We start from the raw sequence: 23,658 nt of genomic DNA, 5'->3' as shown, positions 1-23,658 counted from the left end.
GGCTCCCGAAAAGTGCCGCACGCCCCCTGTACACCACTCACCGGATGCGGGATAACAATCTGCATACAGTGTTCGTCGACTGTATGCAGTCTGCTCTGAGGGCGCCCGGAAAGCGTGTGAGCGCACTCCAACTCCCCAACGAAGGGACAGGACTTCGTCATGCCCGAGGACAACAGCCAGAACGACATCTCCGGTGGGCACCTGGTCGCCAAGGCGCTCAAAGCGGAGGGCGTCGAGGTCATCTACACCCTCTGCGGCGGCCACATCATCGACATCTACGACGGCTGTGTCGACGAGGGCATCGACGTCGTCGACGTGCGCCACGAGCAGGTCGCCGCCCATGCCGCCGACGGCTACGCCCGCATCACGGGCAAGCCGGGTTGCGCCGTGGTGACGGCAGGTCCGGGCACGACGGACGCCGTCACCGGTGTCGCCAACGCCTTCCGCGCGGAGTCCCCCATGCTGCTGATCGGCGGACAAGGGGCCCACAGCCAGCACAAGATGGGGTCACTCCAGGACCTGCCGCACGTCGACATGATGGCGCCGATCACCAAGTTCGCCGCGACCGTGCCCGACACGGCCCGCGCGGCCGACATGGTGTCCATGGCGTTCCGCGAGTGCTACCACGGCGCCCCGGGACCGTCCTTCCTGGAGATACCCCGTGACGTGCTCGACGCCAAGGTGCCGGCCGACAGGGCACGCGTCCCCGAGGCCGGCCGGTACCGCGCCTCCACCCGCTCGGCCGGTGACCCGGAGGCGGTCGAGAAGCTCGCCGACCTCCTGGTGCACGCCGAGAAGCCCGCGATCCTGCTCGGCGGCCAGGTGTGGACGACCCGTGGCACCGAGGCGGCCATCGAGCTCGTACGCACCCTCAACGTGCCCGCCTACATGAACGGCGCGGGCCGAGGCACACTGCCGCCCGGGGACCCCCACCACTTCCAGCTCTCGCGGCGATACGCCTTCTCCAACGCCGACCTCATCGTCGTCGTCGGCACCCCCTTCGACTTTCGCATGGGCTACGGAAAGCGGCTCTCGCCGGACGCCACCGTCGTCCAGATCGACCTCGACTACCGCACCGTCGGCAAGAACCGCGACATCGACCTCGGGATCGTCGGGGACGCCGGGCTGGTCCTGCAGTCGGTCACCGAAGCCGCGTCAGGACGCACCCTCCACGGAGACGGCAGCAGCGGGGCCACCCGGCGCAAGGAGTGGATCGACGAGCTGCGCACAGCCGAGCAGACCGCGATCGAGAAGCGCCTGCCGAGCCTGAAGTCCGACGCCTCACCCATCCATCCGTACCGCCTGGTGAGCGAAATCAACGACTTCCTTACCGAGGACTCCATCTACATCGGCGACGGCGGCGACATCGTCACCTTCTCGGGGCAGGTCGTCCAACCCAAGTCGCCCGGCCACTGGATGGACCCGGGACCGCTCGGCACCCTCGGCGTCGGCATCCCCTTCGTCCTCGCCGCCAAGCAGGCACGCCCCGACAAGGAGGTGGTGGCCCTCTTCGGAGACGGCGCGTTCAGTCTCACCGGCTGGGACTTCGAGACCCTCGTCCGCTACAACCTCCCCTTCGTCGGGATCGTCGGCAACAACTCCTCGATGAACCAGATCCGTTACGGCCAGAAGGCCAAGTACGGCGAAGAGCGCGAACGCGTCGGCAACACCCTGGGCGACGTCCCCTACGACAAGTTCGCCCAGATGCTCGGCGGACACGGCGAAGAGGTGCGCGATCCGGCCGGCATCGGGCCCGCGCTGCGCCGCGCCCGCGAGTCCGGCAAGCCCTCCCTGATCAACGTATGGGTCGACCCCGACGCGTACGCCCCGGGAACCATGAACCAGACCATGTACAAGTGAGGAGCCCGGCCATGACCAAGGCTCTCGAAGGCATCCGCGTCCTCGACATGACGCACGTCCAGTCCGGCCCCTCCGCCACCCAGCTGCTCGCCTGGCTCGGCGCCGACGTGGTGAAGCTGGAGGCCCCCTCCGGGGACATCACACGCAAGCAGCTGCGCGACCTCCCCGGCGTCGACTCCCTGTACTTCACGATGCTCAACTGCAACAAGCGGAGCATCACCCTCAACACCAAGACCGAACGCGGCAAGGAGCTCCTCACGGAGCTCATCCGGCGATCCGACGTCATGGTCGAGAACTTCGGACCCGGCGCCGTGGATCGTATGGGCTTCGCCTGGGACCGCATCCAGGCGATCAATCCGCGCATCGTCTACGCCTCGATCAAGGGCTTCGGAGACGGCCCCTACACCAACTTCAAGGCCTACGAAGTGGTCGCCCAGGCGATGGGCGGCTCCATGTCGACGACCGGCTTCGAGGACGGCCCGCCGCTCGCCACTGGCGCCCAGATCGGGGACTCCGGAACGGGCATCCACGCCGTCGCGGGAATTCTCGCCGCCCTCTTCCAGAGGGAGAGCACGGGTCGGGGCCAGCGCGTGAACGTGGCCATGCAGCACGCCGTGCTGAACCTCTGCCGAGTCAAGCTCCGCGACCAGCAGCGGCTCGCACACGGGCCGCTCGCGGAATATCCCAACGAGGACTTCGGGGACGAGGTCCCGCGCTCCGGGAACGCTTCCGGCGGCGGGCAGCCCGGGTGGGCCGTCAGGTGCGCGCCCGGCGGCCCGAACGACTACGTCTACGTCATCGTGCAGCCCGTGGGCTGGCGGCCGATCACCGAACTCATCGGTCGCCCGGAGCTGGCGGACGACCCCGACTGGTCCACTCCGGAAGCCCGGCTGCCCAAGCTCGGCAAGATGTTCCAGCTCATCGAGGAGTGGTCCGCGACGCTGCCCAAGTGGGACGTCCTGGAACGGCTCAACGCCCACAACATCCCCTGCGGCCCGATCCTGTCCACCAGGGAGATCATCGAGGACGCCTCGCTGATCGCCAACGAGATGGTCGTCGAGGTCCCGCACCCCGAGCGCGGCAGCTTCACCACCGTCGGCTCCCCGTTGAAGCTCTCCGACTCCCCCGTGGACGTGGTCGGTTCACCCCTGCTCGGCGAGCACAACGAAGAGGTGTTCATCGGCGAGCTGGGCCTCGGCGACGAGGAACTGCGCCTGCTCAAGACGGACGGGGTGATCTGAGTGACGGCCGAGGACAGCTTGCGGGCGGTGCGCACGCTCCTCGACGCGGTGCGCGCCGAGGGACGTACGGCGCTGACCGCTCCCGAGGGAAAAATCATCGCGGACGCCTACGGAATCGCCGTACCGGGCGAGGCAACAGCCAGTGATGTCGACGAGGCCGTGGCGCACGCCGCCGGGTTCGGCGGCCCAGTCGTCATGAAGATCGTCTCCCCGGACATCCTGCACAAGACCGACGCGGGCGGCGTGGTGGTCGGTGTGGAGGGCCCCGCCGACGTACGGGCGGCCTTCCACCGGATCGTCGAGAACGCGCGTACCTACGACGCGCGGGCCCGCATCGAAGGCGTCCAGATCCAGGAACTGCTGCCGGGCGGCCCGTCGGCGCAGGAGGTCATCGTGGGAGCGGTGACCGATCCGACGTTCGGGAAGGTCGTCGCCTTCGGGCTCGGCGGTGTGCTCGTGGAGGTCCTCAAGGACGTCACGTTCCGCCTGGCGCCCGTGGACGCCGACGAGGCCGCCTCGATGCTCGACTCGATCCGGGCGGCGGAACTCCTGCGCGGGGTGCGCGGCGCGGAGCCGGTGGACAGGCGGGCCCTCGCGGAGCAGATCCGCCGGGTCTCCCAGTTGGTCACCGACTTCCCGGAGATAGCCGAGGTCGACCTGAACCCGGTCATCGCCACCCCCCGGAGCGCGATCGCGGCGGACATCCGGATCATCCTCTCCGAAGAGGCCCCCCAAGCGCGGCGCACGTACACGCGCGCGCAGATGCTCGCCTCGATGCGCCGGCTCATGCAGCCCCGCTCCGTCGCCGTCATCGGCGCCTCCAACGAGCCGGGGAAGATCGGCAATTCGGTGATGCGCAATCTCATCGACGGCGGCTTCTCCGGGGAGATCCACCCGGTGAACCCCAAGGCCGATGACATCGTGGGCCGCAAGGCGTACAAGAGTGTCACGGACGTTCCCGGCGAGGTGGATGTGGCGGTCTTCGCGATCCCCGCCAAGTTCGTGGCGTCGGCCCTGGAGGAGGTGGGCCGCAAGGGCGTGCCCAACGCGGTCCTCATCCCCTCCGGGTTCGCGGAAACGGGTGAACACGCTCTCCAGGACGAGATCGTGGCGATCGGTGAACGGCACGGAGTGCGCCTCCTCGGCCCCAACATCTACGGCTACTACTCGACGTGGCAGGACCTGTGCGCCACGTTCTGCACCCCGTACGACGTGAAGGGCTCGGTCGCCCTGACGAGCCAGTCGGGCGGCATCGGCATGGCGATCCTCGGTTTCGCGCGCACTACGAAGACAGGGGTTTCGGCGATCGTCGGGCTCGGCAACAAAGCGGACCTGGACGAGGACGACTTCCTGACCTGGTTCGGCGAGGACCCCCACACCCAGTGCATCGCCATGCACCTGGAGGACCTCAAGGACGGCCGCGCCTTCGTGGAGGCCGCGCGGGCGACCGTCCCCAAGAAGCCGGTCGTCGTCCTGAAGGCCGGCCGCACCGCGGCGGGGGCGAAGGCGGCCGGGTCCCACACGGGCGCCCTGGCGGGCGATGACGCCGTGTACGACGACATCCTCAGGCAGGCGGGCGTGATCCGCGCGCCGGGGCTGAATGACATGCTCGAGTACGCGCGCGCGTTGCCGGTCCTGCCCACTCCGAAGGGCGACGGCATCGTCATCATCACGGGCGCCGGCGGGTCGGGGGTGCTGCTCTCCGACGCCGTGACCGACAACGGCCTGAAGCTGATGGAGATCCCCGACGACCTGGACGCCGCCTTCAATGCCTTCATCCCGCCTTTCGGGGCCGCGGGCAACCCCGTGGACATCACGGGCGGGGAGCCCCCCTCCACGTACGAGGCGACCATCAGGCTCGGCCTGGAAGACCCGCGCATCCACGCCCTCGTCCTCGGCTACTGGCACACGATTGTCACCCCGCCCATGGTCTTCGCCGAGCTGACGGCGCGCGTCGTCGCCGAGTTCCGTGCGCGCGGCATCGAGAAGCCCGTGGTGGCGTCGCTGGCGGGCGATGTCGAGGTGGAGGAGGCCTGCCAGTACCTGTTCGAGCGCGGCGTCGTGGCGTACCCCTACACGACCGAGAAGCCGGTCGCCGCGCTCGGCGCGAAGTACCGCTGGGCGCGGGCGGCCGGGCTCTTGGAGGGCGGCCGATGAGGTGACCGGTTCGGGGCCGGCCCGCGGTGCGTGCCCGTCGGCCCCGAATCCCGTGCGCACACGGAAGAGACGGAGAGGAAGGGCGGAAGGACCGGATTCGTCAACGGCGGATTCGCCTACGGCTCGGTCCCGTTCGTCCTTCTCTTCACCGGCTACATGGATCTCACGAATGTCCGCTGGGTCCTGGTGGCCGTCGGCCTCCTCCTCGCGACGACGGTCGCGGCGGCGGGCTACTTCTTCCAGGACCCGCCGAAGAACTGGTGACCCGCGAACGTCGACCCGCTGCGCCCGGCGCGCCATGCCGACTTCATCGCACTGTTCCTGTCGCAACCCGGCAGGCCGAAATCCAAGGACATCAGCCCCAATCCGCAACCCCTCGGTGAGGAGATGGCTTGATATGACGGCGGAACCCATCGCCGGCCCCCATGCGGCGGCCGACCGCGACACGCCGTACAGAGAGCTCAAGGACGCGCGCGGTCGCGTCTACCGCATCGGCGAGAGCGACCGGGACATCCTCGGCCGGCCCCGCTGGACGATGGTGGCGTTGCCCTGGGTGGCCATGCTCGCCATCAGTGTCTTCGAGTACGCGTTCGGGGCGGCGGAGGACACCCTGTCCGCCGCGCACCACTGGACGTCGTCGAACACGTTCTGGGTGCTCAGCGTCTGGATCTTCTTCCAGGCGGGGGTCTCCTTCCCCGCGGGCAAGCTGCGCGAGAAGGGGCTCCTGACGAGCAGGGCGGCGATGCTGACGGGCTCGGTCCTGTCTCTGCTCGGCTTCGTCAGCCTCAGCCACGCGCCGAACGTGGCGGTGGCGATGGCCGGCTTCGGCCTGCTCGGTGGCGTCGGTTCGGGTCTGATCTACTCGACGTGCGTGAACATGGTCGGCAAGTGGTATCCCGAGCGGCGCGGTGGCAAGACGGGCTTCGTCAATGGTGGGTTTGCCTACGGCGCGGTGCCGTTCATCTTCCTGTTCTCGTACGGCTTCGACACCTCCAACTACCGGACGGTGCTGGATCTCGTCGGCTTCTACGTCCTGGCCGTGACGCTGGTGGCGGGGCTGTTCTTCAAGGACCCGCCGAAGAACTGGTGGCCGGCCTCGGTGGACCCGCTACGGCTCGACGGGGACCCACGCACGGCGGCGGCCCTGGCCAAGAACCCGCCCGCGGTACGGCAGTTCACGCCCGGCGAGGCCCTGCGCACCGGGGTGATCCCCCTCATGTGGGTGGGCATGCTGTGCTGCGCCGGAGTGTCGATCTTCGGAATCTCCTTCCAGGTGCCGTTCGCGAAGGAGATGGGCTTCGGCCCGCTGATCGCCGCCTCGTCGATGGGCGTCATGTCGGTGATCAACGGCACGGGACGCGGCGTGGTGGGCTGGCTCTCGGACCGGATGGGCAGGCAGCCGACCTTGACGTACGTCTGTCTGGCGCTCTCGGTGGCGCAGTTCGGGGTGCTGTGGGCGGGCGAGATGCGCAACCAGCCGTTGTTCCTCGTCTTCGCGTTCCTGTCCGGATTCGCCGGCGGCGCCTTCTATCCGCTCTTCGCGGCACTGGTACCGGACTACTTCGGAGAGAACAACAACGCCTCCAACTACGGCATGGTGTACAGCGCCAAGCTGGTGTCCGGCCTGTTCGGCGGTGGCATGGGGGCCATGGTCGTGGACTCCTGGGGGTACGTCGGCGCGTACACGACCGCCGGGGTGGTGTCGTTGGTCGCGGCGGGCCTCTCCTTGCTGCTGCGGCAGCCGGGGGCGCCACGCGCGCGTGAAGCCCTGGTCTAGCGTCCGCTGCGGTCACTTCCGGGTGGGGCCCTCCGCCGTCGGGCGGCAGGGCCCCGTCCGTGCTGCCGTACGGTCAGTCGCCGCAGCGGCCGGAGCGCAGCGAGTGCAGGTGCTCGCTGGACTTGCGGGCGAAGGCGTAGGACTCGGCCGGATTGTCGTGCTCGGTCTGCCAGTGGTGGTAGCGCCGGCCCTGGTGGGTGCGGGCGGTCACCTTCGACAGGAACCTCTTGTAGTCGATGTCACCGTCGCCTACGTCCGTCATGCGGTATCCGTCACGGGTGCTCTCGTCCCGGACGCCGTCCTTGACGTGGAACAGGGGGTAGCGGTGCGGCTGCTTGAGTACGTAGTCGAGCGGCTGGAAGGGGGCGGGGGTACCGTCGGGCCGCTTGCCGAAGCGGAACTGGGCGCTGAACGCCCAGTAGATGTCCATCTCCAGGTACACGAAATCGGGATCGGTCTCGGCGAGCAGCACGTCGTAGAGCCGGACGTTCGGCTTGTCGGTGGCGAAGGAGAACTCCTCGGCGTGGTTGTGCTGGTAGAACTTCATGCCGCGCTTGCGGGCCGCCTCGCCGTACGTGTTGAAGTCCTCCGCGGCACGCTTCCAGGCGTCGACGGTGCTGCCGTAGCGGAAGGGTCCTGAGGCGGTGCCGATGTGCTTCAGGCCGAGGGCCTCGGCGTCGTCGAGCACCTTCGTGAGGTTCTGGGCGAACGTGTACGCGCCGGGGTTGCTGTCGTCGTAGTAGCCGACGTGGGAGCCGATGGGGTGCAGTCCGTGATCGCGGGCCAGCGCCCTGAGCTGGGCGAGGGTGATAGCGCCCGCCGAGCCCTGGGTGTATCCGGCGAATTCGATCTCGTCGTATCCATACTTCTCCAACTCGGCGAAGACCGGGCCGAATCCGACGGTGGAGACCTTGTCGCGCAGGCTGTACAGCTGGATGCCGAGCCGCCCCGGCGGCAGGACGGGGTGGCCGTGACCGTGGCCCCGCCCCTGGGTGGGTGCGGCCGTGGCGGTGGGGGCGGCGGCGCTCACGAGGGCCGCGGCGGTGGCCCCGGCTGCCACGCCCAGCATGCCGCGTCGGCTGAGTCTGCGGGCGAGCTCGGGGTCGGTGGCGGACGGCTGGTGGCTCATGCGGTTCTCCTCGGCAGGGTCAGGGGGGTCAGGGATGGGTCAGGGATGGGTTCGAGGAACGGATCAGGGATCGCTGGGGGCCGGGCCCTGATGGCAGGGTCCGAGCCCTCTGGTTCAGTGGAGATCAAGCAGATTCAGCGGCGCGGCGGGCGGACATCAGCGCAGTCCCGCGAGGTCGAGCAGGAGCGATTTCACATCGGTGGCCGCGACGGGGCCGCTGACGGCACGGGGGGTGGAGCAGAGAATGAGCGGACTTTCGTCCTCACTCGTGGGGAGGCGGCCATGGCTGCCGCGAATAGGTGACGGGTCCAGGGGCACGACCGCCATGCGGTAGCGCATGCCGAGCTTCTTGCGGGCCAGCACGCTCGCGACCTTGACGCGGACGTAGGGGTCCTGGGGGTCCATGAAGAGCTCGACGGGGTCGTAGCCGGGTTTGCGGTGGATCTCGACGAGCTGCGCGAAGTCGGGGGCGCGGGTGTCGTCGAGCCAGTAGTAGTACGTGAACCAGGCGTCCGGCTCCGCGACGGCGACGAGTTCACCGGCGCGCGGGTGGTCCAGATGGTGCGCCTTCTTGCCTTCGTCGTCGAGGAGTTGCTCGATGCCGGGGACGTCCTTCAGGGCGGCGCGGGTGGCGTCGAGGTCCTCCGGCCGGCGGACGTAGACGTGGGCGATCTGGTGGTCGGCGACGGCGAAGGCGCGGGACGCCATCGGGTCGAGGTACTCCATGCCGTCCTGGGTGTGCACCTCGAGCAGCCCGGCACGGCGCAGCACCCGGTTGATGTCGACGGGGCGGTTCACCCGAGTGATGCCGTACTCGGACAGGGCGACGACGGTCCGGCCCTCCGCCTTCGCGTCATCGAGGAGCGGGGCGAGGGTCGCGTCCAGGTCGCTGGCCGCCCGCAGGGAGCGCGGGTCGTCGGGTCCGAAGCGCTGCAGGTCGTAGTCGAGGTGAGGGAGGTAGCACAGGGCCAGGTCGGGGTGGCGGGTGTCGATGATGTGCCGGGTGGCGTCCACGATCCAGCGGCTGGACACGATGTCGGCGCCGGGTCCCCAGAAATGGAAGAGGGGGAATGTGCCGAGCTTCTCGGTGAGCTCGTCGTGGAGGCCGGGGGGCCGGGTGTAGCAGTCGGGTTCTTTGCGGCCGTCGGCGTAGTAGACGGGACGGGGGGTGATGGTGAAGTCGGTGTCGGCGCCCATGGCGTACCACCAGCAGATGTTGGCGACGGTGTAGCCGGGGTGCGCGCGACGGGCGGCGTCCCACAGCTTGTCGCCGGTGACGAGGCCGTTGTGCTGGCGCCAGAGGAGTACGTCGCCGAGCTCGCGGAAGTACCAGCCGTTGCCGACGATGCCGTGCTCGGCGGGGGTGGTGCCGGTGAGGAAGGTGGACTGGGCGGCGCAGGTGACGGCGGGCAGGACGGTGCCGAGCGGGGCTCTGGATCCGGACTGGCCGAGCGCTTTGAGGTGGGGCATGTGGTCGAGGAGGCGGGGGGTGAGGCCGACGACGTCCAGGACCAGCAAGGGGGTCGGGGTCATGGGAGTTCCTTGAGGCCGAGGTCGGTCAGGAGGTCGCGGGCGAGGGCGAGCTCGGCGGCGATGCCCTCGGCGAGCTGGGGGCGGCCGCGCGGGCGGAGTGCGGGCGGGAGCGCCTGCCAGGTGTAGGTCTCGACTTCGAGATGGCGGGTGAGGGGTTCAGGACCGCCGACGAGTCGGGTCAGGGCGTTCTGGAGTACGGGAAGCGTGGAGGTGAGGGGCGCGGCGGGGGCCGCGTGCAGGGGGACGTGGAAGTGGGCGCGCCAGGGCGCTGTGTCGGGCAGGGTGCCGGCGGTGAGTGCCTCACCGAGGTCGTCGGTGCCGTGCAGTCCGGTGCTGGTGAGGGTGCGGGTCTGGTGGAGGAAGCGGGGTTCGTCGAAGGCCGAGAGTGCTTCGCGTACCTCGGGGAGGTGGGGGTGTTCGGCATGGAGCGCGGCGGACAGCTGCACCTTGACGACGGGGATGTTCGCAGCGGCGAGGGCGTCGAGTGCGGTGTCCGGGTTCTCGAAGGAGGTGGCGAGGTGACAGGTGTCGACACAGACACCGACGCGGTCGTGGCCGACCGCGGTGAGCGGGGTGATGGCATCGGCGGTCGTCTCGACGGTGCAGCCGGGTTCCGGTTCGAGGCCGATACGGATCGAGCGGCCGGTGAGTTCGGCGAGGGCGTCGAGGCGCTGGGCGAGCGTGGTGAGGGCTGCGCCGGCGGTCTCGGCGTGAGTGGCGTCAAAGGGGCTGCGCCAGGCGAGCGGAAGGGTGGAGATGGACCCTTCGGTGACGTCGTCGGGGAGCAGGGCGGCGAGCAGCCGGGCCAGTTCGGTGGTGTGGCTCAGCCGTTCCGGGTCGGTCCAGTCCGGTTTGTACACGCGGTACTTGACCTGTTCGGCGCCGAAGCCCTCATAGGGGAATCCGTTGAGGGTGACGACTTCGAGGCCTCGCCGGTCGAGTTCGGTGCGCAGGCCGCGCAGGGCGGCCGGGTCGGCGCCAAGGGCGCGGGCGGCGTCCTTGGCGAGCCAGAGTCCGATGCCCAGGCGGTCTCTGCCCAGCCGTTTGCGTACGGGCTCGCAGTGGTCGCGGAGCTGAGCGAGTACGCCGTCGAGGGTCTCGGCCGGCTGGACGTTCGTGCAGTAGGCGAGGTGGACGGTGGAACCGTCGGGGTGCCGGAAGCGCATGGTTCACGCCCCGCCGCGCAGTATGGAGTTGCCTTCGTGGGTGGCTGCGTCCGGTTCCCGCGCGTCGAGCTGGAGGCGTCCGCTGAGACTGTAGAAGGCCACGGGATTGCGCCACAGCACGAGGTCTACGTCGTCCTCGTCGTATCCGGCCGCCAGCATGGTGTCGGCGACCTTGCGGGTCTTGAGGGGGTCGCTCTTTCCCCAGTCGGCGGCGGAGTTGATCAGCACTTGGTCGGGTCCGATGTCGCGCAGGATCGCGACCATGCGTTCCTCGTCCATCTTGGTGTCGGGATAGACGGAGAAGCCGAGCCAGCAGCCGCTGTCCTTGGCCTCCTTGACGGTCGTCTCGTTGAGGTGGTCGATCAGGACGCGGTCCGGGGGCAGGGCGGACTCGCGGACGACGTCGATCGTGCGGCGCAGGCCGGCGAGCTTGTCGCGGTGCGGGGTGTGCACGAGGGCGGGCAGCTCGTGGTCGGCGGCGAGATGAAGCTGGGTGGCGAGCGCGGTGTCCTCGGCCGGTGTCATGGAGTCGTAGCCGATCTCGCCGACGGCGACGACGTTGTCCTTGACGAGATAGCGGGGCAGTTCGTCGAGGACGGGCGTGCAGCGGGGGTCGTTCGCCTCTTTGGGGTTGAGGGCGATCGTGCAGTGGTGGGAGATGCCGTACTGGGCGGCGCGGAAGGGTTCCCAGCCGAGGAGGGAGTCGAAGTAGTCGAAGAAGGAGGCGGGCGAGGTGCGCGGCTGGCCGAGCCAGAAGGCGGGTTCCACGACCGCGCGGACACCGGCGGCGTACATCGCCTGATAGTCGTCGGTGGTACGGGAGGTCATGTGGATGTGGGGGTCGAAGATGCGCATCAGGACTTCTGCTCCTCGCCGGTCGAAGGGGCCGCGGGGGCCGAGGGAGCCGCCGGGGCCGCGGTGGGCTCGGGGGCGGTCAGAGACAGGACGCGATGCAGGTCACCGGGGACGGGACGGCCGGCGGCGGTGCGCTCGCTCGCGTAGTCGCCAAGCATGCGGGCGAGTTCGCCGTCACCGCGTGCGCGTCTCGGCAGGTCGGCGACGGCATCCACGGGCACGCCGGTGAACAGGCACTTGAGGACGGCGTGGCGCCAGTCGTGCGGGGCGAGGTGCGCGGCGGCGTAGGGTCCGACGGCCGCGGTGACGAGCCGGGTGTCATTGGTGCGCAGGGCGTCCTCGACGAGCGGAAGGGCGTCGGGTCCTGGCACCAGGTGGGGCAGGGCGTGCAGGACGGCGCGGCGCTCGGCGGCGGTGCCCTGGGCGTAGACGCGGGTGAGGGTGTCCGGGGACGCGTTCGCCGCGTGCAGGAGGAGGACGCGGGCGGCGTCCACGTGGTCGGGGCCGCAGCGGCGCCCGGCCTCGGCGAACCTCATCTCCCAGGTGGGGACGGGCCCCTGCCTCTCTCCTTCCTCTCGCTCGCTGTACGCGGTGGCCTCGGCGACGGCCTGGTCGAGCCAGGCCCGTGCGGCGCCGCCGAGGTCGGTTTCGAGACGGGCGCGGAGGGCGGCGATCCCGGGGGTGTCGGTCACGGGGTACCTCCTTCGGCGGGAGCGGCGGATGCGGTGGCGGCCACCGGGGCGGCGGCTACCGGGGTTGGGGGCTCCGAGGTTGGGGCCGCCGGAGCAGGGGCCCCTGGGGCGGTTGCTGCTTCCGCTGCTCGGTTGAGGAAGGCGATGGAGCGGGCTGCGAGTTCGGGGCCCGCGTGGGAGTGGCGGGGCAGTTCGACGACGGTGAGCCCTTGGTAGCCGCCTGCGACCAGAGCTTCGAGGACGGGCGGGAAGTCGATCTCACCGTCTCCGAAGGGCAGGTGCTCGTGGATTCCGCGGCGCATGTCCTCGATCTGGACGTGCCGCAGCCAGGGGATGGCGGCGCGTACGCACTCCGCTGGAGGGAGCGGTTCGAGGCACTGGCAGTGGCCGATGTCGAGGGTGAGACCGAGGAGTTCGGGGTCGGGGTCGTCGAGCTCGTGGCGCAGACGGTGGAAGTCGGCGAGTGAGGAGAGGAGGTGGCCGGGTTCGGGCTCGACCGCCAGCGGTACATCGGCGCCCGACGCGGCGTCGAGAACGGGACCGAGCGCGTCGGCCAGGCGCCGCCACGCGACGTCATCGGCGGTGTCCGCCGGGAGGATGCCGCTGAAGCAGTGCACGGCATGGGCACCGAGGTCGGCGGCGACCTGGACGGCGCGGGTCAGCAGGCGGACGCGGGCGGAGCGTTGTTCCGGGTCGGGGTCGAGGAGGGAGGGACCGTGTTTGCGGCGCGGATCGAGAACGTATCGGGCGCCCGTTTCGACGGTGGCGGTCAGCCCGAGACGGTCGAGACGGCGGGCCACCGTGCGGGTGCGGGCGGCGAGATCGGGGGCGAGGGGGTCGAGGTGCATGTGGTCGAGGGTCAGTCCGACGCCGGCATAGCCGAGGTCGGCGAGGAGGCCGAGGGCGTCGTCGAGACGCAGGTCGGTGAGGCCGTTGGTGCCGTAGCCGAACCGGAGCCCGTCGGGCGGGGCCGGGCACCGAGGAGTGTTCTCGCTCATGTGACGCTCACCTTCCGTGCGAACTTCCGGGCGGCGGGGGCGAGGGCGACGGTCAGCAGAGCGGTGCCGGCGGCGCCGGCGCGGGCGGCAAGTGCGGCCTGCAACGGGATCATGGCGCGGATCCCGCCGCCGACGGCACGTTGGGTGAGGGGAGGTGATGGATTGAGAGCAGCGTGGAACAGGGGCTTTGCGGCAGTCCCGATGTAGGCGAGGGACAGCGCGCCGGGGAGGAGCCGCCGGGCGGTTTGGAGGGGAGTGATGAGGGGGGTGACGAGGGGGGTGTTGGCTCGGATCCCTCCGCTTCCTCTGCTGCCTGGGGTCTCTTCGCTGCCTCGGGTCCCGCCGCTGCCTCGGGCCCCGCCGCCTTCTCGGCTTCCTCCGTTGCCTCGGGTCCTACCGCTCCCTGCGCCTCCTCCGCTCCTCTCGTCCCCTGCGCTCCCTCCGCCCCAACGGTTCCCCGTACCGTCAAAGTGAGGGCGGCGGTCGCCTCCCACCAGCCGGGCCAGCACCGTTGTCACTGCCAACGCGGCCAAGGGGGCGGCGGAGGAGCCGCCCTGGGCCTCGCGGCGGGAGACCGCGGTGACGGCGAGGGTGTGGGCGGCGAGTGCTGCCGCGGAAGGTATGGCGGCCTTGGCACTCCGGCTGTCACCCGAGTACGGGCTCCACCTCCGACCCCGACCCCAACCCGTACCCACACCCACATCCGCACCCGCACCCGCACCCTCGCCAGCACCCGCCCCCACCCCCGCCGTAGCCGTCGCGCCGAGGAGTAGGTCGAGGCCGCGTGCCGTGGCCATGGCCACCGGGCCCGCCGGTGTGTGCTTCAGGCCGAGGTCGTAGGCCCACACCGTCGCGGCCAGGGCGCCCGCTGTGGCCAGGGAAGGCCGACCCGCGCTGGAGGCGAGGGCCAGGCCCGCGGCGGTGAGGGCGGTGGCCGCGGCGAGGGCCGCGGGTGGGGTGATGCGGCCGGAGGGGAGGGGGCGCTCGGGGCGTTCGACGGCGTCCTCGGTTCGGTCGGCCCAGTCGTTGAGGGCCATTCCGGCTTCGTACAGGCAGAGGGAGGAGCTGATGGCCAGGAGGGTGCGGCGGTTGGGGCGCAGGCCGGTCGTCGCCGCGCCGGCGAGGGCGTCGCCGGGGACGGTGAACAGGGCGGGCAGGCGCAGGAGTTCGGCCCAGGCGCGGGCGGCCGTCATGAGGCCTCACCCGCCGGTACGGAGTGCGGAGGTCGAGCCGCCGGGCGAGGGGCGTGGCGCAGGTCGCTTCCGGAAGCGGGCGCGCCGCTCATCCTTCCCCTCCCAGCTGTGCCGCGAAATCGAGCAGCGCCGCATACTGCTCGCCCAGTGCTGACGGGGCGCCGGGGTCCGGGTCCTTGAAGTAGAAGGCGAGGGCGGGGAGCGCTCCGGAGAGGCCGCGTTCGTGGGCGCGGGATGTCAGGCGGGCGAGGTCCAGGACCAGGGGGGCGGCGAGGGCCGAGTCGCAGCCCTGCCAGGTGGTCTGCAGGACCATGCGGGTGCCGAGGAAACCGTCGAAGGCGATGTGGTCCCACGCCGTCTTCCAGTCACCGAGGGAGGGGACGTCGTCGATGTGGACCTCGCCCTCGGGGGCGGCGCCCAGCGTGTCGGCCAGGACGCGTTCCTTGCCCGCGTTCTTCGCGGCCGCGGCGGCCGGGTCGGCGAGGGCGGCGCCGTCCCCGCCGCCCAGGAGGTTCGTGCCGGACCAGGCGCGCACGGCGAGGGCCCGTTGCGCGAACATCGGGCCGAGGACGGAGCGCAGCAGGGTCTGGCCGGTCTTGCCGTCCCGGCCCGCGTGCGGCAGGCCGCTGGCGTGCGCCGCCTCGGTGAGGCGGGGGTGGTGCAGACCGGTCGAGGGGGTGAAGTTCACGTAGGGGCAGCCCGCCCGGAGTGCTGCCGCCGCGTAGAGGGAGCTGGCGGGGAGTCGCTCGTCGGTGTCCGAGGGGCGTGGTTCGGTCTCGGTGTCCGAGGGGCGTGGTTCGGTCGAGGCGACGTTCACCACCACGGCGCGGGCCAGGCCACGGCGGCGTAGGAAGTCGCGCAGGTCGGTAGCGAAGGCGTCGATCAGTTCCTCGTCGCTGCGGGTGTCGCCCGGTTGTGGCCCGCCGGGGCGTATCTCGGCGTCGGCGGCGGCGAGTTCGGCGCGTACCGCCGAGGGCAGGTCGTGCGGCAGGACGCCGCCCGCGGCGAGCTCCTCGGCGCGTTTGGGCAGCGGGCAGCTGGTGGTGTCGTGGCCGCCGAAGACGAGGGAGGACAACGTCGGCAGGGAGCGGTCCAGGAAGGGCGCCGTCTCGGTCACCATGCCGGTGGGCGGGTGCAGACCGGCCGCCATGGCCGCGCAGCCCGCGACGGCCGTGGTCGCGACCGAGCCTCGTGCCCCGATCAGCCAGACCCCGACGGGCCGGGTATCGGCGGGCGGGGCGTCAGCGGACGAGGTACCGATGGGTGAGGTCCCGGTGGGCGAGGTCCCGAGGGGGGAAGTAGAGGGCGCGGATGTAGAGGTCGCGGATGTGGACACGGCTGCCTCCTGCCATGGTTCAAGAGCTCGGGACTCGGGACACGACTCAGGAGCTCGAGGAACGTGAGTGCGGTGCAAGACGGCGGGCGGAGGTCCGGCGTCCTCCGCCCGCCGCCGTCTAGCGACCCGCGCCTGAACCGCTCGGCGCGGATGAACCAGTGGGTTCGGATGAACCAGTTGGTGCGGATGAACCGGTTGGTGCGGATGGGCCAGCCGGTCCGGGCGAACCAACTGGCGCGGGCGCACCAACCCGCCCTGGCGTACCAACCGTTCCGGACGAACCAACCCGTCCGGACAAACCACCTAATGCGGACGGACCAACCGTCCCCGCACCTCCCGCACCCCTCCCCGGCAGTTCCCTCAGCCGGATGTTGCGGAAGGAAACCTCATCGTCGTCGCCGTGGTTCTGGATGCCGACGTGGCCTTGGAGCAGGCTTCGTGCCGGGTCCGTGTTGGTGAAATCGTTGATCTTGATGCCGTTGAGGTAGACCCGAAGGCGTTCGCCCTCGACGCGGATCTCGTACGTGTTCCACTCCCCCGGCGGGTTCAGCGCCCGGTCGCGCTGCTGCAGGTCGGCGGAGCGGAATCCGTAGACGGAACCGGTGGTCTTCTCGGGGACGTCGGTGGCGTCGATCTGGATCTCGTAGCCGTTGTTCACGGCCGACCAGGGGTCGTCGGAGGGCGGGAAGCCCACGAAGATGCCGGAGTTGTCGTCCCCGGCCATCCTCCAGTCGAGCTTGAGCGAGTACGAGCCGAGTTCGCGGCGGTCGTACCAGAGCATGCCCATGCCGCCGGTGGTCGTGAGCGTCCCGCCGTCCGCGTTGAGGGCGAAGGAGCCGGGCCCCGCCTGCTTCCAGCCCTCCAGCGAGGCCGCCGTGCCGTCGAAGAGCGGCGCGTACCCCTTCTCCGGCCGGCAGTCGGCCTGGGCGGCGCCGACCGCCCAGCGTATGCCGCCCAACAGGTGCTTGCGGAAGGCCGGTTCGGCGAAGGACTCCTTGGTGTGGCCGCCCCCGGTGTAGAAGGAGCGGCCACCCTCGTAGCCCTGGCACCAGGCGATGGGGTGGTCCCCCGACATGGTGCCGCCCGTGTACGACGACTCGTCGAGCGTGGCGAGGACGCGGGCCCGCTCGCGCGGGTTGGAGCGGTAGTTGTACCACTCGTCGGTGCGGTCCCAGGCTCCGGTGCCCAGGTGGGACGTGGCCGGGTGCGCGTGATCCTCGACCCGCACCTTCGCGGGCTGGATCGCGGGGTGCGACTGGAAGTACGCGCCCGCGAGCCCGCCGTAGAAGGGCCAGTCGTACTCGGTGTCGGCCGCCGCGTGCACGCCGACGTAGCCGCCGCCCGCCCGGATGTACTTCTCGAACGCCGTCTGCTGCGCGGCGTTCAGCACGTCTCCGGTGGTCGAGAGCCAGATCACGGCGTCGTAGCGGGCGAGGTTCTTGGCCGTGAAGGCACCCGCGTCCTCGGTGGCGTCGACGGTGAAGCCGTTCTCCGCGCCCAGTTCCCTGACGGTGGCGACGCCTGTGGGGATCGAGTCGTGCCGGAATCCCGCGGTCTTGGAGAAGACGAGCACTCGCTCGCCCGCCCGGCCGGGCCCCGGCTGGGAGGCGGCCGGACCCGAGGCGCAGCCGATGAGCAGGGCGGCCACCGCCGTCGCGGTGACGACGCGGGCACGTGCGCGCATCGCGGTCACCCCTTCCGGCCGGTGACGGCCCTGGTGGTGAAGGTGAAGTCGTCCACGTCGTACAGCGCTCCGGTGCCCGAGCCCTTGAAGACCAGGTACAGGGTCGTGGTTCCCGTCGGCGGCTTCGTAATGGCCGTGCTGACGTCGGTGTACGTCTCCCACGAGCCGGTCGGCGCGATCTTCGCGGAGCCGAGGAGCCTGCCCGTCGCCGATCCGCTGCGGACCTCCAGCGTGCCACCGGATCCGGCCGAGGCGACCCGCGCCGTCAGCTTGGTGGCGTTGCCGAGGATGTAGGGCTTGAAGGAGACCCAGTCGCCGTTGTGGATGTCGCCGACGGTCTTGCCGCCGTGGGCCGGGGCGTGGTTGATCACGGAGACGCCCTTGGAGTCGCCGTAGTGCTCGCCCTGGCGGTGCTTGGGCTGGACGATGTTCTGGTCGTGGGTGGTCAGCGCGGGCTGGCCGTTCGCGCCCTTGTCGGTGTACTCGGCGTCGAAGACCCCGAAGATGTTGGCGTTCGGGTCGTGCTCGCCGTCCGCCGACGTCTGGAGGGTGCCTTCGCAGCCGTTGGCCGAGGTGACGGGGTGGCCGTGGCTGTCGTGGCCGAGGATGTGGGTGACCTTGACCTTGGCGCAGTCGATGGTCCCGTCCTCGGGGTCGGTGACCTTCACCTTGAACGGGATCTTGTCGCCGAAGGTGAACAGCTGCCCGTCCCCCGGGAGTTCCAGGGTCACCTTGGGCGCGGTGTTGCCGACGGTGACGTGCGCGCTGGCCGTGCCGGTGCGGCCGGTGGTGTCCTTGACGGTCACGGTCGCGGCATAGACGCCGTTCTTCTGGTACGTGTGGGTGGGGTTCTGCTGGGTCGACCTGCCGCCGTCGCCGAAGTCCCAGGAGTAGGTGAGCGTCCCGCCGTCGGCGTCCGTGGCCTTGGCGGTGAACTTGCTCTTCAGCGGCGCCTGGCCGCTGGTCACCGAGGCGCTCGCCTCGACCACCGGCGAGTGGCCGTCGGTGGCGTTCTCGATGCGGAAGAGGGCGGAGTTCTCGTCGCCGTTGAAGTAGCCGGTGCCGTAGTCGAGGACGTAGAGGGCTCCGTCGGGGCCGAAGGCCATGTCCATGACCTGGGTGCCCGCCCACGGGAACGCGTTGATCTTGGAGACGGTGCCGTCGGCACCCTGCTCGATGCGCTTGATCCAGCGCCGGCCGAACTCGCCGGCGAAGAAGTCGCCGTCGTACGCCTCGGGGAACTTGACCGGGGAGGCGTTCGCCGCGTCATAGCGGTAGACGGGGCCACCCATCGGGGACTCGGAGCCGGTGCCGAACTCGGGCACCGAGCCGCCGTCGTAGGGGATCCAGGCCTCCTGCGCGGGCGGCAGGTCCGTCAGGCCCGTGTTGTGCGGCGAGTCGTTCTTCGGCGCCGCGCAGTCGAAGGCCTGGCCGGAGGTGCCGGTCGCGAAGTCGTAGTCGATGTAGGCGTCATTCTTGCCGGTGCAGTAGGGCCAGCCGAAGTTGCCGGGCTTGGTCACCCGGGCGAACTCGACCTGTCCCGCGGGGCCGCGCTTGGGGTCGGCGGCGCCCGCGTCGGGGCCGTAGTCACCCACGTACACCGTGCCTGTCGGTTTGTCGACGCTCATCCGGAAGGGGTTGCGGAAGCCCATCGCGTAGATCTCGGGGCGGGTCTTCTCGGTGCCCTTGGCGAAGAGGTTGCCGTCCGGGACCGTGTAGGAACCGTCGTCGGCGACCTTGATGCGCAGGATCTTGCCGCGCAGGTCATTGGTGTTGCCCGCGCTGCGCCGGGCGTCGAAGGCCGGGTTGCGGTTGGCACGCTCGTCGATGGGCGTGAAGCCGTCCGAGGCGAACGGGTTGGAGTCGTCGCCCGTCGAGAGGTAGAGGTTGCCGTCCTTGTCGAAGTCGATGTCGCCGCCGACGTGGCAGCAGATGCCGCGGTTCGCCGGGACGTCGAGGACCTTCTTCTCGCTGGCCGCGTCGAGGGTGCCGTCGCTCTTCAGAACGAAGCGGGAGAGCCGGTTCACGCCGTCGAACTTCTTGAAGTCCTCGGCCGTGCCGGTCTCCGGGGCGTCGCCCGCGGGGGTGTCCAGCGGGGGCGCGTAGTAGAGGTAGATCGCGTGATTCTCGCTGAACTTCGGGTCGATGCCGACGCCCTGGAGGCCCTCTTCGTCGTGGGAGTAGACCGGTATCCTGCCCGCGACCTTGGTGTCGCCCGCGGCGTTGGTCAGGCGCAGCGTGCCGTCGCGTGAGGTGTGCAGGACCGAGCGGTCCGCGAGGACGGCGAGCGTCATGGGCTCGCCCATCTCCGGTTCGCCCTTGGCGAGGGTGACCTGCTGGAAGTCCTCGGCGAGGGGGGCGGCCGCCGGGGGCGGGTCCGCGGGGGCGGCGCCGGCCGACGGGACAGTGAGGGTGAGGCTCGCGCCGGTGAGCACGGTGCCGGTGAGCAGGGCGAGTGTCGTGCGGAGTCTTGGGCGTTTCCTGTGCACGGGGTTCCTCCGGAAGGGGGGACAGTCGTACGGGAGTGGGTGCGCCGTGCGCCGGGGTGCGCCGTCACCCCGGAGACTTCATGTCCTGTACACCTCAGGGACGGTAGCCACGTTTGTCCCGGGCGGAAAGCCCTTACGCGGCACCGAAGTTGAACTTTTTCCTGTCAATGGACAAACAGGAGCGGGACCGGGGCTAGTCGGAGCCGCCGAACGCCGCGTCGAACGACGCCGTCGGGGGTTCGAAGTCGTACGCCTTCAGATGCGCCAGCGCCTCCGGGGCACCCTGGAGCCGGTCCATGCCCGCGTCCTCCCACTCCACCGAGACGGGACCTTCGTACGCGATGGAGCGCAGCATCCGGAAGACGTCCTCCCAGGGGACGTCGCCGTGGCCGGCCGAGACGAAGTCCCAGCCCCGGCGCGGGTCGCCCCAGGGCAGATGCGAGCCGAGGCGGCCGTTGCGGCCGTCCAGACGGCGCCGGGCCTCCTTGCAGTCCACGTGGTAGATGCGGTCGCGGAAGTCGTAGAGGAAGCCGACCGGGTCGAGGTCCTGCCACACGAAATGGGACGGGTCGAAGTTCAGCCCGAACGCGGTGCGGTGGCCCACGGCCTCCAGCGCCTTGTGCGTGGTCCAGTAGTCGTACGCGATCTCGGAGGGGTGCACCTCGTGGGCGAACCGCACGCCCTGTGCGTCGAAGACGTCCAGGATCGGGTTCCAGCGCTCGGCGAAGTCCTCGTACCCGCGCTCGATCATCGACTCGGGGGCGGGCGGGAACATCGCCACCAGGTGCCAGATCGAGGAGCCCGTGAAGCCCACGACCGTCTCGACGCCGAAGGCCGCGGCGGCCCGCGCGGTGTCCTTGATCTCCGCGGCGGCCCGCTGCCGCACGCCCTCCGCCTCGCCGTCGCCCCAGATGCGGGCGGGCAGGATCGCCCGGTGGCGCTCGTCGATGATGGCGTCGCAGACGGCCTGCCCGACGAGGTGGTTGGAGATGGCCCAGCACTTGAGCCCGTACTTGTCGAGCAGGGCGTGCCGCCCCTGGAGGTAGGCCGGATCGGCGAGCGCCTTGTCGACCTCGAAGTGGTCTCCCCAGCAGGCGAGTTCGAGACCGTCGTAGCCGAATTCGCTGGCGCGGGCGCAGACCTCTTCGAGTGGCAGGTCGGCCCACTGGCCGGTGAAGAGCGTGAACTTGCGCGGCATGACCGGGCCTCCTCAGGCAGGGATCAGGCGGGGATCGGCGTGTAGACGGAGTTCTTGGCGGCGCTCTCCTCGACCGCGGCGAGCACGCGCTGCACACAGAGGCCGTCGGCGAAGGAGGGTTCGGGCCGCGCCCCGGTGGTGATGGCGAGCAGCAGGTCGCGGGCCTGGTGCACGAAGGTGTGCTCGTAGCCGAGCCCGTGGCCCGGCGGCCACCAGCCCTCGAGGTACGGGTGGTCGGGTTCGGTCACGAGGATGCGCCGGAAGCCGGACGACGCGGCGGGCTCGGTGTGGTCGTGGAAGGAGAGCTCGTTCAGCCGCTCCAGATCGAAGGCCAACGAGCCTTGTGAGCCGTTGAGTTCGACCCGCAGCGCGTTCTTGCGGCCGGCGGCGAAGCGGGTCGCCTCGAAGGAGGCGAGGGCGCCGGAGGGGAACCGTCCCGTGAAGAGCGCCGCGTCGTCGACGGTGACCGTGCCGAGCCGGCCGCCGCCGCCCGCCGCGGTGAGCCCGCTGGACGCGCCTTCCAGGAGCGGCCGTTCGCGTACGAACGTCTCGGTGAGCGCCGACACCCCTGCCACCGGCTCCCCCGCGAGGAACTGTGCGAGGTCCACGATGTGCGCGCCCAGGTCGCCGAGCGCCCCGGAGCCCGCCCGGTCCTTCCGCAGCCGCCAGGTGAGCGGGAACCCGGCGTCGACCAGCCAGTCCTGAAGGTACGTCAGGCGTACGTGGCGCAGGGCGCCGAGCCGCCCCTCGGCGACCATCTGCCGGGCGAGCGTGAGGGCGGGCACCCGGCGGTAGTTGAAGCCGACCATGGCCACCTGGCCCCGCGCGCGGGCCCGCTCGGCGGCCTCGGCCATCGCCTCTGCCTCCTCGACGCTGTTGGCGAGGGGCTTCTCGCACAGCACGTGCTTGCCCGCCTCCAGAGCGGCGAGGGCGATCTCCGCATGGCTGTCGCCCGGCGTGCAGATGTCGACGAGGTCGACGTCGTCCCGGGCGATCAGCGCGCGCCAGTCGGTCTCGGCGTGGGCCCAGCCGAGCCGGTCGGCGGCGGCGCGCACGGCGCCGCCGTCGCGCCCGCAGACGGCCGAGAGCACCGGCCGCACCGGCAGGTCGAAGACGCGCCCCACGGTGCGCCAGCCCTGGGAGTGGGCGGCGCCCATGAAGGCGTAGCCGACCATGCCCACTCCCAGCGGCCGTTTGCCTGCCGCCCCGGAATCGGCCCCTGCCTCGGTGTCCGTCTCACGCATGCGGTACTCCTCCTCGTAAACGCTCGGTGGGGGGTGCGGGCGTGCGCATCACTTGAAGCCGGTGGACATGTACTGGCCGACGTTCTCCTTGTCGACCACAGCGGAGTAGCAGGTGACGAAGGACGGGATCTCGAACTCCGCCATGCCGCTGACGCCCTTGCCCTGGCCGAGGGCGCGCGCGAGGTCGATCGCGGAGGCGGCCATGGTGGGCGGGTAGAGGACCGTGGCCTTCAGGACGCTGTTGTCCGCCTCGATGGCCTGGAACGCGGAGAGCGCGCCCGCGCCGCCCACCATCAGGAAGTCGTCGCGGCCCGCCTGCTTGATGGCGCGCAGGGCGCCCACGCCCTGGTCGTCGTCGTGGTTCCACAGGGCGTCGAAGTTCTTCTGGGCCTGCAGGAGCTGGGACATCTTCGACTGGCCCGACTCGACGGTGAAGTCGGCGGCCTGCCGGGCGACCTTCTTGATGTTCGAGTAGTTCTTCAGGGCGTCGTCGAAGCCCTTGCTGCGCTGTTTGGTGAGTTCGAGGTTGTCGAGCCCCGCGAGCTCCACGACGCGGGCGTCCTTCTTGTCCTTGAGCTTCTCGCCGATGTAGTGCCCGGCGCTCAGGCCCATGCCGTAGTTGTCGCCGCCGATCCAGCAGCGGTAGGCCTGCGGGGTGGCGAAGACGCGGTCGAGGTTGACGACGGGGATGCCCGCCTTCATCGCCTTCAGGCCGACCTGGGTGAGCGCCTTGCCGTCGGCAGGCAGGATGACCAGGACATCGACCTTCTTGTTGATCAGCGTCTCGACCTGGCCGATCTGCGCCGCGGTGTCGTTGGAGCCCTCGGTCGCCTCCAGCGTGACGTCCGCGTACTTCGCCGCCCGCTTCCTGGCGTTGTCGTTGATCGCGTTGAGCCAGCCGTGGTCGGCCTGCGGCCCGGCGAAGCCGATGGTGACCTTCTTGCCCGGCTTGTCGTCGGCGACCTGCTGCGAGGTGTCCCCGGAGCCCTCGTCGTCCTTGGTCTCGTTGCTGGTGCACCCGGTGATCAGGGCCCCGGTGGAGAGGGCGGCGGCTCCGAGGAGCAGTCCTCTGCGGCTCGTGTTGGTTGGCATGGGTGAACCCCTCA

Annotated in this window: 17 protein-coding genes and 1 pseudogene; 5 read left to right on the top strand and 13 right to left on the bottom strand. The window is 70.4% G+C overall.

Features of this window, described 5'->3' with window-relative positions:
* Positions 1–159 precede the first annotated feature (159 nt).
* The 5 genes and pseudogenes from AC07DI_RS03840 to AC07DI_RS03820 all read left to right on the top strand — a co-directional run bounded on the left by AC07DI_RS03840 (position 160) and on the right by AC07DI_RS03820 (position 7,035).
* On the top strand, positions 160–1,860 hold the full coding sequence (locus AC07DI_RS03840; protein WP_478901965.1) for a thiamine pyrophosphate-binding protein: 1,701 nt from the start codon (positions 160–162) through the stop codon (positions 1,858–1,860).
* A gap of 11 nt (positions 1,861–1,871) precedes the next feature.
* Complete coding sequence (gene frc, locus AC07DI_RS03835) at positions 1,872–3,101, top strand: formyl-CoA transferase (RefSeq protein ID WP_478901963.1); 1,230 nt, start codon at positions 1,872–1,874, stop codon at positions 3,099–3,101.
* Positions 3,102–5,258 (top strand): acetate--CoA ligase family protein, encoded by a 2,157-nt coding sequence (locus AC07DI_RS03830; RefSeq protein ID WP_478901961.1) that lies wholly within the window; start codon positions 3,102–3,104, stop codon positions 5,256–5,258.
* Between the two features lie 72 nt (positions 5,259–5,330).
* Positions 5,331–5,519 (top strand): annotated as a pseudogene (locus AC07DI_RS03825) (MFS transporter); the annotation flags it as partial.
* A gap of 136 nt (positions 5,520–5,655) precedes the next feature.
* Positions 5,656–7,035: an OFA family MFS transporter gene (locus AC07DI_RS03820; RefSeq protein WP_384247775.1), complete on the top strand. Its 1,380-nt coding sequence runs from the start codon at positions 5,656–5,658 to the stop codon at positions 7,033–7,035.
* A 73-nt stretch (positions 7,036–7,108) separates the two neighbouring features.
* Here the strand turns inward: AC07DI_RS03820 and AC07DI_RS03815 are convergent, their stop codons facing one another.
* The 13 genes from AC07DI_RS03815 to AC07DI_RS03755 all read right to left on the bottom strand — a co-directional run bounded on the left by AC07DI_RS03815 (position 7,109) and on the right by AC07DI_RS03755 (position 23,644).
* A complete protein-coding gene (locus AC07DI_RS03815) occupies positions 7,109–8,164 on the bottom strand; it encodes a sugar phosphate isomerase/epimerase family protein (protein WP_478901959.1) in 1,056 nt (351 codons plus the stop codon).
* Between the two features lie 156 nt (positions 8,165–8,320).
* Positions 8,321–9,697, bottom strand: coding sequence for an alkaline phosphatase family protein (locus AC07DI_RS03810; protein WP_478901958.1), 1,377 nt, complete (start codon positions 9,695–9,697; stop codon positions 8,321–8,323).
* Entirely contained in the window at positions 9,694–10,863 is a 1,170-nt protein-coding gene (eboE, locus tag AC07DI_RS03805; protein ID WP_478901957.1) for a metabolite traffic protein EboE, read from the bottom strand. The genes AC07DI_RS03810 and eboE overlap by 4 nt, the downstream gene beginning before the upstream one ends.
* 3 nt (positions 10,864–10,866) lie before the next feature.
* Complete coding sequence (locus AC07DI_RS03800) at positions 10,867–11,718, bottom strand: TatD family hydrolase (protein ID WP_478901956.1); 852 nt, start codon at positions 11,716–11,718, stop codon at positions 10,867–10,869.
* Positions 11,718–12,410 (bottom strand): EboA domain-containing protein, encoded by a 693-nt coding sequence (locus AC07DI_RS03795; protein ID WP_478901954.1) that lies wholly within the window; start codon positions 12,408–12,410, stop codon positions 11,718–11,720. Before AC07DI_RS03795 ends, AC07DI_RS03800 begins: the two co-directional genes overlap by 1 nt.
* Complete coding sequence (locus AC07DI_RS03790; protein WP_478901952.1) at positions 12,407–13,408, bottom strand: sugar phosphate isomerase/epimerase family protein; 1,002 nt, start codon at positions 13,406–13,408, stop codon at positions 12,407–12,409. Before AC07DI_RS03790 ends, AC07DI_RS03795 begins: the two co-directional genes overlap by 4 nt.
* Positions 13,405–14,601: an SCO3242 family prenyltransferase gene (locus AC07DI_RS03785; RefSeq protein ID WP_478901950.1), complete on the bottom strand. Its 1,197-nt coding sequence runs from the start codon at positions 14,599–14,601 to the stop codon at positions 13,405–13,407. Before AC07DI_RS03785 ends, AC07DI_RS03790 begins: the two co-directional genes overlap by 4 nt.
* 88 nt (positions 14,602–14,689) lie before the next feature.
* Positions 14,690–15,862: an inositol-3-phosphate synthase gene (locus AC07DI_RS03780; RefSeq protein ID WP_478902277.1), complete on the bottom strand. Its 1,173-nt coding sequence runs from the start codon at positions 15,860–15,862 to the stop codon at positions 14,690–14,692.
* A gap of 193 nt (positions 15,863–16,055) precedes the next feature.
* On the bottom strand, positions 16,056–17,621 hold the full coding sequence (locus tag AC07DI_RS03775) for a ThuA domain-containing protein (protein ID WP_478901949.1): 1,566 nt from the start codon (positions 17,619–17,621) through the stop codon (positions 16,056–16,058).
* A gap of 5 nt (positions 17,622–17,626) precedes the next feature.
* Positions 17,627–20,110, bottom strand: a complete 2,484-nt coding sequence (locus tag AC07DI_RS03770) for a PQQ-dependent sugar dehydrogenase (protein ID WP_478901948.1) — start codon at positions 20,108–20,110, stop codon at positions 17,627–17,629.
* Between the two features lie 193 nt (positions 20,111–20,303).
* A complete protein-coding gene (locus tag AC07DI_RS03765) occupies positions 20,304–21,308 on the bottom strand; it encodes a sugar phosphate isomerase/epimerase family protein (RefSeq protein ID WP_384247792.1) in 1,005 nt (334 codons plus the stop codon).
* A gap of 23 nt (positions 21,309–21,331) precedes the next feature.
* The gene (locus AC07DI_RS03760) at positions 21,332–22,552 is read right to left on the bottom strand and encodes a Gfo/Idh/MocA family protein (protein ID WP_478901947.1); all 1,221 of its coding nucleotides are present in this window, start codon (positions 22,550–22,552) and stop codon (positions 21,332–21,334) included.
* A 48-nt stretch (positions 22,553–22,600) separates the two neighbouring features.
* Entirely contained in the window at positions 22,601–23,644 is a 1,044-nt protein-coding gene (locus AC07DI_RS03755; protein ID WP_384247795.1) for a substrate-binding domain-containing protein, read from the bottom strand.
* Positions 23,645–23,658: the final 14 nt, after the last annotated feature.

The organism is Streptomyces sp. NPDC044106, from assembly GCF_056433985.1.
This window is presented reverse-complemented; position numbering and strand designations above follow the sequence as displayed.